Annotated in this window: 5 protein-coding genes; 1 reads left to right on the top strand and 4 read right to left on the bottom strand. The window is 73.7% G+C overall.

Annotated elements, in window-relative coordinates; translation table 11 throughout:
• Positions 1-26 precede the first annotated feature (26 nt).
• Positions 27-1,037 carry a 3-oxoacyl-ACP synthase III family protein gene (locus ABT006_RS24905; protein ID WP_350710111.1) on the bottom strand — a complete coding sequence of 337 codons (1,011 nt, stop codon included), beginning with the start codon at positions 1,035-1,037 and terminating at the stop codon, positions 27-29.
• Positions 1,038-1,176: 139 nt separating this feature from the next.
• Here ABT006_RS24905 and ABT006_RS24900 point away from each other — a divergent pair, with 139 nt between their 5' ends.
• Positions 1,177-3,405: a lantibiotic dehydratase gene (locus ABT006_RS24900; RefSeq protein WP_350710186.1), complete on the top strand. Its 2,229-nt coding sequence runs from the start codon at positions 1,177-1,179 to the stop codon at positions 3,403-3,405.
• On the opposite strand, the gene ABT006_RS24895 is transcribed toward ABT006_RS24900, so the two are convergent.
• The 3 genes from ABT006_RS24895 to ABT006_RS24885 are packed head-to-tail and all read right to left on the bottom strand — an operon-like array spanning position 3,367 to position 15,435.
• Positions 3,367-8,703: a non-ribosomal peptide synthetase/MFS transporter gene (locus ABT006_RS24895; protein ID WP_350710109.1), complete on the bottom strand. Its 5,337-nt coding sequence runs from the start codon at positions 8,701-8,703 to the stop codon at positions 3,367-3,369. The two genes, ABT006_RS24900 and ABT006_RS24895, sit on opposite strands and share 39 nt — an antisense overlap.
• Positions 8,704-8,758: 55 nt before the next feature.
• Positions 8,759-13,120 carry a type I polyketide synthase gene (locus ABT006_RS24890; RefSeq protein ID WP_350710107.1) on the bottom strand — a complete coding sequence of 1,454 codons (4,362 nt, stop codon included), beginning with the start codon at positions 13,118-13,120 and terminating at the stop codon, positions 8,759-8,761.
• The gene (locus ABT006_RS24885) at positions 13,117-15,435 is read right to left on the bottom strand and encodes a lantibiotic dehydratase (RefSeq protein WP_350710105.1); all 2,319 of its coding nucleotides are present in this window, start codon (positions 15,433-15,435) and stop codon (positions 13,117-13,119) included. The genes ABT006_RS24890 and ABT006_RS24885 overlap by 4 nt, the downstream gene beginning before the upstream one ends.

Raw genomic sequence — 15,435 nt, 5'->3', positions numbered from 1 at the left:
TGTCAGACCGATCGGGCGATCGATGCTTATACCTCGACGATGGTACAGGCCCAGTGCATGCCCCGGCCCAGTGAAGTCAGCGCGACCCGGTCGCCCTCGCGGAGTTCGCCGGCGGCGAGCAGGCGGCTCAGCCCGAACAACTGGTCCGCCGCACCGAGATGCCCGTGCTCGGCCGCCAGTTCCCGGTTGGTACGCGCCAGCGGGACCCCGTGCGCCTGCGCCAGAGACGCCATGGACCGCTCGTTGTCGCTGACGAGGATCAGGCGCGCCAGGTCGGCGACCTTGACGTCCGCCCGCTCGCAGGCCCGCTCGGTGACCCGCACGGCCCGCTCGTCGAGGTCCCGGGCGAACTGCTCGAACTGCTCGGCGTCGTAGTCGAAGAACTCCATCACGTTCCACACGTCGCGTACGGCGGGCGGCTCGGCACCAGGGCCGAAGGGTGCCGCCGCGCCGCCCACGTCGAGCCGGTGGAACGCGGCGTAGCGGCCGTCGGTGGCGGCCTCCGTGGCGAGCCAGCGCAGCCGGGAATGCCCGCGCCGGGCCACCGTGGCGACGGCCCCGTCGGAGAAGACCATCGGCTGCGTGTCCATCCGGTTCCAGTACGCCTCACAGGTCCGGTTCGCGGCCACCACCAGGGCGTTGGCGTACTGCGGGTGGGTGGCGAACTTGCCCGCGACGGCGTCGAAGCTGAGCACTCCCGTCGTGCACGCCTGAGTGAGCAGTACCGCTTCGGCGTTGACCGCGCCGAGCCGGTGCGCCAGGTCGGCGGCGGCGTCCCAGTAGAGGTATTCGGTGAGGTCGGTGATGGCCAGCACCAGCAGGTCCACCTCCGCGGCGGGAAGCGTGGCGGCGTCGAGGGCCTGGCGGGCGGCCTGCTCGGCGAGGTCGGTCAGGCCAACCTCCGGCGCGCTGCGGTGCACCTGGCGGTAGCCGTACCCGAGGACCCGGTTCACGTCGTCGGTGTACTGCCCCACCACGTCCGCCACCGGTACCGCATCGCCGAGCGCCTCACCGAACGACACCAGCCCGAAGCTCACGATTCACCCGTCCCACCGCAGGTCCATGGATGCATACCATTGCCGGATGCCCCAGGAGCATCTCACGCCCCTCGCCGGAACCCCATGGCACGTATGGCGTTCAGCGCTGCTACGGTCGGCCGGATTCCCCGTGGCCGGGATGCAGCGGTTCGCCGCGCCCGCGCTCGCGGCGGCCGCCGACAGCTATCTCACCGGCACCTCCGACGTGGCCGCCTTCGAGGCCGCGTTCGACGCCGCCGCGACGGATCTCGGCCGGGCCGTCCACGACATCGCCTGCGACGATACGTTCCGCACCGCGTTGGTCTGGCAGAATCCGGCCGTCCTGCTCGCGGTCGACGCGATCCGGCGCGACGGCCCGCACGCCCCGCGCAATCTGCGCCGACGGCACCGCGAGGAGGTCATCGCGAAATACTGGCAGCGTTACTGCCTCAAGAACGACACCGTCGGTTTCTTCGGGCCCATTTGCTGGACAGAACTGGGCGGCCCCGGTCCCGTCGCCACGGTGCGCCCGGGTGCGGCTTTGACGCGTACCCGCCGGGTCTTTCTGGAGCGGTGGGCGCTGGACGCGCTCGGCGAGGCCTTCGCCCGCGCGGAGGACGTGCGGGACTGGCTGCCGGTGCGGCTGGCACCCCAGCTGACGCTGCGGGACGGGGTGCTGCTGCATCCGCACCGCGCGCCGCAGGCGCTGACGGCGGCGACGGCTGCGCTGCTCGCTCTGGCGCAGCGGCGATCGCGCGTCGCGGACCTCGCCGCCGCGCTGGTCGCGGACCCGGCGAGCGGGTTCCGCCGCGCCGCCGACGTGTACGCGCAGCTCGACGAACTCGCCGAGCGCGGCGTGCTACGGATCGGGTTCGACCTGCCGATCGACCTCACCGCGGAGGATGTGCTGCGCGAACAGCTCGCCGCGATCGGCGACGACCTGGTCCGCGAACGGCTGCTCGGTGAGCTGGCCACCGTCAGCGCGCTGCGCGACGCGGTGGCCGCCGCCGACGGCGCGGACGCCCTGGCCGCAGCCATGTCCGCACTGGAGCGTAAGTTCGTCGAGCTGACCGGTCAGGCCGCGCAGCAACGCCCCGGCGAGGTGTACGCCGGGCGCACTCTGTGCCACCTGGAAACCGTGCGCGACCTGGACATCAGCTTCGGTGACACGCTGCTGGAACGGCTTGCTCCGCTGGAGCCGCTGCTGCTGTCGGCCCGGTGGCTGACGGCGGCGATCGGCGCCGCGTACGCCGAGGCGTTGGCCGCCCTCTACCGCGATCTGTCGGCCGATTCGGCCAGTGCGGACGTCCCGCTGCCCGACCTGTGGTTCCTGGCTCAGGCGGTCGTGTTCGGGGAAAACCCGCCCAGCGCCGCCGTCACCGCCGATTTCCTGGCCCGGTGGGCGAAGGTGCTCGGCCTGGCCGATGCCGATGCCGACGTCCGGGAGCTGCGGTTCGGCGCCGCCGAGCTGACCGAGCGGGTCGCCGCGGCGTTCGAAGCCACCGCGCCCGGCTGGGCCGCCGCCCGGATTCACAGCCCCGACCTGCATCTGTGCGCCCCGGACGAGGCGGCCCTGCTGCGGGGAGACTTCACCGTCGTGCTCGGCGAACTGCACGTGGCCCTGGCCGCGTTCGACACGCACTTTTTCGCGTACGGGCACCCGGAGCCGCAGCGGTTGCGGGACGGCATGCGGGCCGACCTGCCCGAGGGCCGGGTGCGGCTGCTGGCCCCGGTGGACTGGCCCCGGCACACGGCCCGCATCGCGGAATGGCTGCACGGGCCCGCCGACGTGCAGCTCGGCTTCGTCAGCGCCCCCGGCGCCGGCCCGGACCGCGTCGTGCCGATCACCGGCCTCACCGTGCGACCCGAAGCCGACGGCAGCCTGCGGGTGCACGCGGGCGACGGACGGCAGTGGCCGCTGCTGGAGGTGTTCGCGCAGCTCTTCGACTACCAGGTGTTCGACACGTGGAAGCTGGCCGGCAACGTCGGGCACACCCCGCGTATCACCGTCGACGACCTCGTGCTGGTCCGCGAGACCTGGCGCACCACGGTCGGCGACACCGGGCTGCACAAGGTGAAGGGCGAGCGGGAACGCTACCTCGCGGTGCGGCGCTGGAGGCTCGCCCTCGGCCTGCCCGAGCAGATCTTCGTCCGGGTCGACACTGAGCTCAAACCGAGCTTCGTCGACCTGACCAGCGGCGTCTACACCCGGTTGCTGTGCACCCTGCTGCGCGGCGCGCACTCCAAGGGCGGCGACGGGGTCGGGCTGACCATCACCGAGTTGCTGCCCGGCCCGGGCGACGCCTGGCTGACCGACGCGGACGGCCAGGCGTACGCCTCGGAACTGCGGCTACAGATCGTCGACCCGGCGGCGGCGCTGATGCGGTAGCCACTCGGTCGCGTCCGCCGGAGCGTCGGGGGTCTCGGTGTCGAACAGGCGCAACCGGCGCTGGCCGTAGGCGACCAGCGACACCGCGGCCAGGGCCAGCCCGGACACGACGAACGCGAACCCGAGCCCTCGGCCAGGGCCGGTCCCGATCAGGGCACCGACGCTGTCGGCCAGGGCGCCGCCCGGGGCGAACATCGGCTCCAGCACCGACCCGCTCAGCGGCACCAGTACGGCGAAGCCCAGCGGCAGCGTCGCCCAGGTCAGTGTCTGGATGATCGCCAGCACCCGGCCGTGGAAGCGCTGCGGCACCTTCACCTGGATGATCGACAGGTAGATGCCGTTGTGCAGGCCCAGGCCCAGTCCCACGCCGAAGCTGCCGAGCGCGACCAGCACCAGGTTCGGGCGTACGCCGCTGAGCACCAGGCTGATCGCGACCCCGAACGCGATCGCGATCAGGGCGGGCATCCGGCGCCTGGTCGGGCCGCCCCATGCCGCGATCACGAGTCCGCCCAGGACAGCGCCCAGCGCCTCGGCGAACGCGACCGTGCCGACCTGGCCCATCGTGCCGAACGCGAGCACCATCGGCGGCACCAGCATCAGGCTGGCCAGGCAGAGGTTGTAGAGCGAGAAGAAGCCCAGCATGGCCCGGAACCCCGGCTCCGCCCACGTCATCCGTGCCCCGCCGATCAGCTCGGCCAGGAACGGCTCCTTGCGGCGGCGGCCGAGCAGCTTGGGAAACTTCACCACCGCGAGGACGCTCATCGCGACCGCGTAGCTCACGATGTCGATCAGCAGGATGCCGGTCAGGTCGATCGCCGCGAGCAGGCCCGCCGCCAGCAGCGGTACCGCCAGCGAGCTGAGCCCCACGGCCAGTTGGGCGATGCCGTTGGCGTGCCCCAGGTAGCGCTTCGGCATGACCTGCGGGATCGCGGCCAGGTAGGTGATGCGTTGGAACACCGACGCGGCGCCGAGCACACAGACCAGGGTGTAGACGGCGGCCAGCCCCAGCTGATCGGTCCACAGCAGCGTGGCCAGCAGCGCCGCCGCCGTCACCGCGGTCGCGCACGCGGCGAGTAGCACCTTGCGCCGGTCGAAGCGGTCCGCGACGGCACCCGCGACCGGCAGCGCCAGCAGTGCGGGGAGGTAGGCGATCACCCCGGACAGGCCGAACCACAGCATCGACCCGGTGGTCAGGTAGACCCAGACGGGTACGGCCCACTGGGTCAGCGCCGAGCCGGTGGCCGAGATCAGTTGGCTGGCGGTGAGCGCCAGGAACCGGCCGACGCCGGGCTGCACGCCGGCGCCGGCGGTGACGGGGTCGGCGCTGGTGGCGGCTAGTTCCCAGGCGTCACCGGCGAGCCGGTCCGCGGTGGCCTGCGCGGCGGAGGGCTCGGCGAGCCGGAGATGGGTCTGGGTGACCACCTCGGCGAGCGCCTTGGCCCGCTGCTTGACGAAGTAGTGTCCGGCCTGGTCGAGGACCACCAGCGCGGTGGTTTCGCCGAGGAAGCTCCACTCGCGGTAGCGCTCCTCGTAGTACTCGGTGAGCATGTCGTGGGTGCCCACGACGGAGATCACCGGCGCGGCCACCTGGACCGGCTCGGCCTCCAGCCACTCGGTGAACTTCTCCTGCGCCTCGGCGGCCTCCCGCCGCACGTGGTAGACGAACCGGTCGACCTGCGCCTGGTCCAGGTCGGCCAGTTCAGCGCCGATCGAGCGGAGGAACGTCTCGTAACGCCGGTCCGCGCCACGGGAGTCGACCCAGTCGACCAGGCGGCCGAGCATGTTGTCCGGCCGGGCCGTCGGGAACACGCCGCCCGCGTAGATCGCTTCGATCGGGCGGCCCTGCTCGTGCAGGCGCCGGGCGATACCGGTCAGCAGGGCGCCGCCGACGCAGTGGCCGTACAGGACCAGCGGGCCGTCCACCCGGTCCTGGATCTCGGCCACGCACCGGTCGACCAGCTCGTCGAAGGGCAGCTCCGTGTCGCTGACCCCGACGTCATGTCCCGGGACCGCCACTGAGAACAGCGTGTGTCCGGGCGGCAACTCGTCCGCGAGCGGCTGGTAGATGCTGGCCAGTCCGCCGCCGTAGGGTACGCACACGTAGGACCGCACCCGCTGTCCCGCCGGGACCGGCTTGGTCAGCTCGTAGAGCAGCGGTCGCCGGCGTTCCTGGTCCGCGGGGCCGTCGATCAGCGCGGCCAGCCCCTGCACGGTGGAGTGCTGGAACACGTCCATCACGCCGACGTCGATGTGCCCGTACGCGTCGCGCAGCGTGGCCAGCATCCGGATCGCCAGCAGCGAATGCCCGCCCAGTTCGAAGAAGTCGTCGTCGAGCCCGACGTCGGTGACCCCCAGCACGTCCTGCCAGGCGGCGGCGATGGCCTGCTCGACCGGGGTGACCGGTGGCCGGCGCCCGGCGGCGGGGCTGCCGTCGTGCGCGGGCGCGGGCAGCGCGGCGGTGTCCAGCTTTCCGTTGGGAGACAGGGGCAGCGCGTCCAGCGGCACGAACGCCGACGGCACCATGTATTCCGGCAGCCGCCGCTTCAGCGCCTCCCGCAGCGCCGCCTGGTCCAGGGCCTCGGTTCCCGCTGCCAGCGTCACGTACGCCACCAGGCGTTGTTCGGCGGGCGTGGCACCGCGTACGGTGACGGCGGCGGAGCTGATGCCCGGCTGCTCGCGCAGCACGGCGGCGATCTCCCCCAGCTCGATCCGCAGGCCACGCAGTTTCACCTGGTCGTCGATGCGGCCGAGGAACTCCAGCGTGCCGTCGGTCCGCCAGCGGGCCAGGTCACCCGTGGCGTAGAGCCGCCCGCCGGTGTCGTCGAACGGGTCGGGGACGAACGTGCGGGCGGTGAGTGCGGGGCGGTGCAGGTAGCCCCGGGCCACCTGCACCCCGCCGAGGTGGAGTTGCCCGGCGATGCCGACCGATACCGGCTGCAGAGCCTGGTCGAGCACATAGGTGCGGACGTTGCGGATGGGCCCGCCGATCGGCACCCGGGTGACCCCGGCCAGCGCGACGGGCGTCACCGCCCAGGCGGTGACGTCGATCGCGGCCTCGGTGGGCCCGTAGAGGTTGTGCAGCGCGGCGGCGGGGAGGGCGGCCACGGTCCGGCGGGCGAGTTCGAGCGGCAGTTCCTCGCCGCTGCACACGATCCGCCGCAGCGACCCGCACCGGGTGAGGTCGGCGGGACCGGCCGTGGCCAGGAAGGCGTCCAGCATCGACGGGACGAAGTGGACGGTGGTGATCCGCTCCCGCTCGATCAGATCCCGCAGGTACGTCGGGTCGCGGTGTCCGCCCGGCTGGGCCAGCACCAGCCGGGCGCCCACGATGAGCGGCCAGAACACCTCCCACACCGACACGTCGAAACCGATCGGCGTCTTGTGCAGCACGGCGTCGTCCGGTCCGAGCCCGAAGGTGTCCTGCATCCAGTCGAGCCGGTTGACGATGCCGGCGTGCTCGTTGATCACGCCCTTCGGTCGCCCGGTGGATCCCGACGTGTAGATGAGGTACGCCGCGTTGCCCGGCCCGGCGGCGGTGCCCGCGGCGGTCTCGGGCTGGTCCGGGCCGGTCAGCGGCAGCACCACGCCCGGTACCGCGAGCCCCTCCGGCACCTCGTCGGCCAGCAGCACCTCGGCGCCGGCGTCTGCGAGCATGTAGGCCAGCCGCTGCGCCGGATAGTCCGGGTCCAACGGCAGGTACGCCGCACCGGCCCGGTGAATGCCGAGCAGCCCGACGACCAGGCGGCTGGAGCGGGGCTCGTGGATGGCGACGATCGACTCGGGCCCCACGCCGTACGCGGTCAGCCGCCGCGCCACCTGCTCGGCGGCGGCGGACAACTCGGCGTACGTCAGCCGGGTGCCGCCGTCGACCAGCGCGACCGCGTCCGGCGTACGCCGGGCCTGGGCGTCGAACAGCTCCGCCAGGGTGGTCTGGCGCACCGGGGCGTCGGTGGCGTTCCAGCCGGTCACGACCTGGGCGCGCTCGGCGTCCGACATGATCGGCAGCGCGCCCACCCTGGTCCGCGGCGCTGCGGCAGCGGTCGCGAGCAGCAGCAGGTAGCGGTCCGCGAACGCCTCCATGGTGGAGGTGGTGAACAGTGCGGTGTTGTATTCCAGCCGCAGTTCGTCGCCGGCGATCTCCAGCGACAGGTCGTCCATGGCGCCGCCGAACGCCTCACCGCGGCCGGTCGGCAGGTGGTGGAACGTGACCTGGTACAGCGGCGGTACGCCGGGGTCGCGCCGCACCGCCAGGTCCTCGACGAGCTTCTGGAACGGCATGTCCTGGTGGTCCCACGCGTCGAGCACGACGCGGCGCACCCGGCGGAGCAGGGTCAGGAACGGCGGATCACCGGAGACGTCGACCCGCAGCACCAGCATGTTCATGAACATGCCCAGCAGCGGCTCCAACTCGGTGCGGTCGCGGCCCACCACCGGCATGCCGACCACGATGTCGTCGCTGCCGGACAGCCGGTGCAGCAGCGCGACGTAGGCCGCCAGCTGCACCATGAACGGGGTCGCGGCGGCCTGCTGGGACAACCCGGGTAGCGCCTGCGCCACACTGTCGGGCAGGGTGCGGCGTACGTCGCTGCCGCTGAACGTGCGAGTCGACGGGCGCGGATGGTCGGTGGTCAGCGCGTGCACGGCGGGCAGGCCGGTCAGCGTCTCCCGCCAGAAGTCGCGCAGCTGACCCCACCGGGGGCCGTCGAGGCGATCGCGTTCCCAGGCGGCGTAGTCGGCGTATTGGATGGGCAGGTCGGGCAGGTCCGGCGCCCGACCCGCGACGGCGGCGGCGCACAGCTCGGTCAGCTCGGCGCGCAGGTTGAGCAGTGAGGTGCCGTCAAGGATGACGTGGTGCCCGGCGAACAGCAGCCACCAGGTGTCCGTGCCGAGCCGCAGCAGCCGTGCCCGCCACAGCGGTGCGCTGTCCATCGGCAGGTCGAGGCGGGCGTACTCGGCGACGATCTCCGCGCGGGCGCGTTCCCGGTCCGGCTCGGTCAGCCCGGCCAGGTCGGTCACCGGCAGCTCGATCGGCACGGTGGGGTGGATGTCCTGGTGGAGCTCGCCGTCGGTCAGGCGCAGGGTGGTGCGCATGGCCTCGTGGCGTTCGGTGACGGCCCGCAGCGCGGCGAGCGCCTGCTCCGGCCCCGCGCCCGGTGGCAGGGTGACCGCATCGGTCATCGTGAACAGCGGCTGCCCGGGGCTGAGCTGGGCGGTGAACCAGACCCGTTCCTGGGCGTAGGAGGCGGGGACGGTGTAGACGTCGCCCACCGCCGTGAGGTCCTGCCGCGACTCGGTCATGCCGGGCCCTCCTCGGCATGCCCTCCTGGCCCTTGCTGCGCTGCGGTGCGGTCGGTCATGCCGGTTGTCCCGGTCTGCGGAGGCGCGGGATGGGTGCCTCCGCGTGGGCGGCCGGTGGGGCGCCGCGCAGCGACTCGATCCGGGCGGCCATCGCGGCGACGGTCGGCGCGTCGAACAGCACCCGCATGGACAGCCGGGCGCCGACGGCCTGGCGGATGCGCAGCACCAGCTGCGCCGCCACCAGCGATGTGCCGCCCAGCCGGAAGAAGTTGTCGTGCGGGCTGACCTCGGCGACACCGAGGACGTCGCCCCAGATCCGGGCGATGGTGGCGGTCAGGTCGCCGTCGGCGGCGGCCACGGTGGAGGTAACCGTGGCGGCGGCCGAGCCGAGTCGCCGCTCGTGGCCGGCGACCGCGGCCACCGTGTAGGCGCCGATCGCCACCGTGCCGGTGCGGCCCTCGGCGAGGACCCGCTGCCCCGCGGCGACCGCCGCCGCGGGGGGCAGGCCGTCGTGTTCGGGCACGCCCTCCTCCTGCCACGCGCCCCAGGCCAGCGACACGAGGCGGGCCGGCCAGCCGTGCGGGCTGCGCGCGTACGCGTCGAGGAATGCGTTGGCGGCCGTGTCGTCGGCGCGGCCCAGGCCACCTGCGAGCGCGGTCACCGACGAGGTCAGCGCCACGAAGTCGAGCGGCAGGTCACCGAAGACCTCGCGCAGCACCAGCGTACCGGTGACCTTCGGCCGCAGTTCCGCCGCCGCCTCGGTCAGCCGCGACCCGGCGGACAGGCCGGTGTCGGGCAGCTTCGCGGCGTGGATGATGCCGTCGAGGCCGCCGAGGTCACGCAGGACTTCGGCGCGTACCGCCCGCATGGCGTCCGCGTCGGCCACGTCGGCGGTGAGGTGACGCACCCGGGCGCCCGCCTGCTCCAGGGCCTCGATCGTGGCCGGCGGCGGCTGCGCGGTGCGGCTCACGAGCACCAGCTGCGCGCCGCGCCGGGCCAGTTCGGCGGCGAACGCGCCGCCGACACGGCCCAGGCCGCCCGTGATCAGGTAACGGCCGCCGTCGCGGATGCCCCACCCGGAGGAGGTACGCCCACCCGGTCGGACCGGAACGAACTCGCGGGTCCAGCGGCGCCCGCCCAGCCGCAGCGCGACCGTCTCGGCCCGCTCGGTGCCGAGCAGTTCGTCCACCACCGCGTCCACGCCGAGGTCGCCCGGGTCGGCGTCGATCCAGTGGCAGCGCACCTGCGGGCGTTCCAGCGGCAGCGAGCGCACCACCCCGGCCGCCGTGGCGTGCTCCGGGCGTACCAGGTCGGCCCCGGTCACGTCGGCCACTCCGGCGGTGACCACATCCAGCTCCACGTCGGCGGCCAGCAGCGCGTCCAGCAGCGTCAGCAGCGCGTAGTACCCGTGTTCCTGGGCCGCCGCCACGGCATCCACGTCGTTGCCGGCCGGGTCGCCGTCCAGCGCCCACGCGTGCACGATCCGGGCGGCCCGACCGTCGTCGGCGCACTCGTCGAGCAGCCGCTGGTAGTCGGCGGCGTTGGTAGCGCGCAGCTGGTAGCCGCCCGGGCGGACGGCGAAGGCAGCCCCGGGGCGGACCACGGTGACGTCGGTGCCGCGCTCACGCAGGCGGGCCGCGAGGGCCGTGCCACGCTCACCGGCCGCGAAGAGCAGCAGCTGACCGGGCGCCTCGGCGGGTGCCGTGGCGGGCAGTTGGTGCCAGACCGGTACCTCGACGACCCCGTCGTCGTAGCGGCGGTCGGCGGCCGGTTCGGCAGGTGCGGCCACCGGCGCCGGGTCGATCCAGTGCCTGGTCCGCTGGTACGGGTAACCGGGCAGGGGCACCAGGCGTGGCTTGTCGGGCGTGGGCAGGCGTACGGGGACCCCGGCCGTCCACAACCGGCCCGCCGCCTCGTAGGCGGTCTGCCGGTCGGTCAGCTTCTCCCCGGGCGCGGGCAGCGTACGCAGCGGCGCCCTGGCTCCCTGCGGCAGGCTGAGCCGGGCGAGCCCGGCGAGCTGGCGGCCGGGACCACACTCCAGCAGCAGCCACTCGTCGGCGGCACCGGTCGCGGCGAGCCCTGCCACCGTGGTCCCGAACCGCACCGGCCGGCACAGCTGTTCCCCCCAGTACGCCGGGTCGGTGACCTGCTCGTCGGTGAACGGTGCGGCGGTCGCGGCCGACCACACCGGCAGGTTCGGCGCCCGGCGCGGCACCGCCGCCACCAGCGCCGCGAACTCGTCGCGCACCGGGTCCAGCAGCGGCACGTGCATCGCGTACGGCGTCCGCAGCAGCGTGCAGTTGACGCCGCGTTCGCGCAGGGTGTCGGCGAAGGCGGTGACCGGCTCTGGTGCGCCGGCCAGCACGCAGGTGTTGGGCGCGTTGCTGATCGCCACGGCGACGCCGGCGGGCAGCAGGGGCGAGATCTCGTCGGCGCCGCGCTGCACGGCGAGCATGCGGCCCTGCGGCGCGGCCTGGACCAGGCGGCCCCGGGCGGCCGCGAGCCGCAGCGCGTCGGGCAGGTCGAAGACCCCGGCCACGGTCGCCGCCACCAGTTCACCGATGGAGTGGCCGATCATCGCGGCGGGCGTGACGCCCCAGTGCCGCCACAGCGTCGCGGTGGCGTATTCGACGGTGAACAGGGCGGGTTGCAGCACCGCGGGTTCGGCCAGCCGCTCGTCAGCGCCGGGCTGCGTGCTGAAGAGCAGCTCGTGGGGGTCCCAGCCGAGGATCCGGGCGCATTCGTCGACGGTGGCCGCGAACAGCGGCTCCGTCGCGGCGAGGTGCGCGCCCATGCCGGGGTGCTGCGAGCCCTGGCCGGAGAAGAGCAGGCCCACGCGGGGCACCGTCGCGGCGTCCCCGCTGGCCCGGCGCTTCGGGTCGGCCAGCGCTGCGGCCGCCTGGGTCCGGTCCACCGCGACGACGGCGGCCCGGTGCTGATAGACCGGTCGTCCCTCCCGCAACGTGTACGCCACATCGTGCAGCTCCAGCTCGGGCCGGTCGGTGAGCCGGGTGGCCACCTGGGCGCACGCCGCCGCCAGCGCGGCCGGGGTCGCGGCGGACACCTGGATCAGCTCGCCACCGCCGTGACCCGGCGCCGCAGCGGGTGCGGGAGGCGGTGCTTCCTGGAGCAGCAGGTGCGCGTTGGTGCCGCCGAGGCCGAGGGAGCTCACCCCGGCCCGCAGCGGCCGCTGCTCCTCGGGCTCCCACTTGGTCAGCGTCGACACCACGTAGAACGGGCTCGCCTCGAAGTCGATCTCCGGATGCGGCCGGTCGTAGTTGATGCTGGGCGGGATGAGCCGGTGCTGCATCGACAGGACGGTCTTGATCAGGCCGATCACGCCACCGGCCGCACTGAGGTGGCCGATGTTGGCTTTGGTCGAGCCGACCCCACACCAGCCCCGCTCGGTGGCGCGCCGCCCGTAGGCCGCCGTCAGCGCCGCGATCTCGATCGAGTCGCCGAGGACCGTGCCGGTGCCGTGGGCCTCCACGTAGCTGACCGAGCGGGGGGCGACGCCGGCGACCGCGAGGGCCTGCACGACGACCTCCAGTTGCCCGCTGACGCTGGGCGCGGTGAAGCTCGCCTTGGTCGTGCCGTCGTTGTTGACCGCGTTTCCGATGATCAGCGCCCGGATGTCGTCTCCGTCGGCCAGCGCGTCGGCGAGCCGTTTGAGCACGACGACCCCGACGCCGCTGCCGTAGACGGTGCCGTTGGCCTGCGCGTCGAACGGCCGGCAGTGCCCGTCGACGGATGTGTAGCCGTCGTCGGCGACGTACCCGACGGCGTGCGGCAGCTCCACGCACACCCCGCCCGCGAGCGCCGTGTCGCACTCGCCGTTGCGCAGCGCCTCGCTGGCCAGGTGTACCGCAACCAGCGACGACGAGCAGGCGGTCTGCACGGTCATCGCGGGGCCGCGCAGGTTGAGCCGGAACGACACGGTGCTGGCCAGGTAGTCGGGCTTGTTGCCCAGCGACACCCGCAGCTCGCCCGCGCCCGCCAGCGCCTGCGGGTTGCGCCGGACGTTGAGCCACTGGTAGAGGTCGGCGTTGCTGCCCGCGTAGACGCCGATCTCGCCGTCGTAGCGGGTCGGGTCGCAGCCCGCGTCGATCAGGGCGGCGTGCGCGTGCTCCAGGAACAGCCGCTGCTGCGGGTCGGCCAGCTCCGCGTCGCGCGGGCTCATTCCGAACAGGCCCGCGTCGAAGTGGTCGAACTGGTCGAGCACGGCGGCCACCGGCACGTACGCCGGATCGTCGAGTTCGTCCTCGCTGACGCCGCGCGCCAGCAGCTCGGCCCGGCTGAACCGGGTGAACGACTCGGTGCCGTCGACCAGGTTGCGCCAGAACTCCTCCGCCGACGACGCCCCCGGTACGCGCAGGCTGAGCCCGACGATGGCGATCGGCTCCACTGTCTCGTTCATGACGGCGTCCCCTTCGGCTCGGCCGAGTCGCTGATGTGCAGGCGCAGCTCGCTGACGTAGTGGCGGCCCTGGCCGTCGGGCAGCCACGCCTGCGGCGACCCGGGCAGCAGCTCCGACACCGTCACCGGCACGTCGTCGCCGCCCGCCCGGTGGGCCGCCCGCAGCAGCAGGCAGAGCCGGTTGGCGTAGAGCGGGCTGGTCAGGTCGGCGTACGTGGGTTTGAGTTCGGTGGCCACCCGGATGAAGACCCGCTCCGGCAGGCCCAGCGCGGCCCGCCACCGGCGTACGGCGAGGTAGCGCTGTGCCTGGTCGATGACGCTGGTCAGGCCGGTCTGCCCGACCGTGGTGCGCCATGTCTCCCGGGCCAGCACCAGTGTGTCCACGGTGACCCGGGGGCTGTGCGGGCGCTCGGTCATCAGCTTGAACGCGTCGGCGGCGTGCACCGCGATCAGGTCGGAGAACACGTCGACCAGCGGCCAGCGGGTGCCGTCGGGCACGGTCGCCACCATGGTGCCGTCCGCTTCGGACACCAGGGCGGCGTTGGCCGGCACGAGCCGGTCCCGCCGGGCGCCCGGCGCGTCGGCGAACGCGAGCTGGTAGTCGTCCGGCCCGGACAGCGACGCCGACAACCGGCCGCCGACCCGGGGGAAGTCGACCGGGTAGATCGGGCGCAGCCGTCCCGAGCCCAGGTCCGCCGCGTACGCGCGCCGCAGCCGGTTCAGGTCGGGATGGCAGTGCGTGAACAGCTCGGCGTTGAACGTCGCGTAGGCCGCGTGCAGCTCACCGAGCACGGCTGCGAACTTGCCGTCGGCCAGCGCCTGCGGCGATTCCGCGAAGATTTGCAGGTCCGGGCTGTGCACCCGGCCCGCGCTCCAGCCGGGACGGGTCGCCGGGAACTGCGCGGCCACCCGGGGCGCCAGCTCGGCCGAGCTGACCTGCAGCCGTGCGGCGTCGGCGGGCAGGTCGGCGAGGCCGAGCACCCGTTCCCAGCGGGAGGCGAATTCGTGTGCGACCCGGTCGACGGGCCGGTCGCCGGGCCCGAACAGCGGGCCCTGGGCGAGGAACCACAGGTCGCCGAGCCGGACCGGTCCGTCGCCGCTCAACTCGGCGTACAGGTCGCGCAGTGCGTCGCCGTACGCCGTGGCCAGTTCGGCGGTAAGCCAGCGCGCCGCCTGCAACGCACACGCCAGTGCCGGGGCCAGGGCGTCGAGCAGGCCGGTGCCGACCGTGAACTCCACGTCGCGGGCGGTCTCCTCGTGGCACAGCGCCCGCCCGGCGTAGTTCTGCCCGGCCCGGCGGCGCGGCGGCAACCCCGTCAGCTCGGTGAACTTGGCGTCCAGCGCGGACAGTGCGTCGGCCAGTGCGGTGGGGTCGCCGGCGGCGTCGGCGACCCGGGTCCGGGCTTCGGCGAGCCGGTTCAGCCCGGCCAGGGTGTTCTCCCGCAGCGCCGGGTCGCCGATGGCGGCGATTCGCTCGCGCAGGCGTGCCTCCGCGGTGAAGCCCTGCGGCAGGTCGAAGTCCCAGCGCAGCAGGCCCCGTTCGGCCAGGTGCGCCAGCAGCAGGAACCCTTCCTCGGCCCGGCGTACGCCGGTCTGCTCGTCGCGGACCAGGTCGTCGACGATCTGCCGCGCGGGGCGGCTGCCGTCGCACCATGCCAGCGCGATCGACTCGGTCAGCGACACCGGCGTCGGGCGCTGGGCGGGCCGGTGCACGACCCGCCCGTCCAGGTGGGCGTGCGGCGCCAGGGTCGGGGCCAGCCAGGCCCGCACCAGCGGGTCTGCCGCCAGTGTGTCCGCGTACGCGGACAGGGCCCAGTATTCGAGGTGGACGGTGCGCTGGCGGAGCAGGCCGGGGCCGGGCTTGGTGGTGATGGTGGCCGGGCCGGGTTCGACGGTGCCCCAGCACACCGGCCCGAAGAAGCCGATGGTTTCGCACTTGGCGACGTAGCGTTGCCAGTACCCGGCGACGACGTTCTCCCGGCCCCGGCGGCGGACGTTGCGTGGCCCGTCGGGGCCGTCCTTGACCAGCCCGTCGAGCGCCACCAGGATGTCCGGGTTCTGCCAGGTCACGGCCTCACGGAACAGCGGGTCGGCGGCGAGCTCGCACACCGCCGCCGAGGACGCCCGGGTGGCGTCGGCGTACGCGGCCGTGAACGCCGGCGCGTCGAGGTCATCGGCGAGGTGACGGTCGGCGGCGTCGGCGCAGTCCGGTGCGGCGAAGCGGTCCAGGCCGTTGGCGGGGAACCCGGCGCTGCGCAGCAGCGCGTCACGCCAGACCGACCAGCCGGTGTCGCCGAGTGGGACCAGGTGCGTCAC

The sequence above is a fragment of the Micromonospora sp. NPDC002717 genome (genome assembly GCF_040295705.1).
GTDB lineage: Bacteria > Actinomycetota > Actinomycetes > Mycobacteriales > Micromonosporaceae > Micromonospora.
The sequence above is the reverse complement of the archived record's forward strand: the minus strand, read 5'-3'. Positions and strand labels throughout refer to the sequence as shown.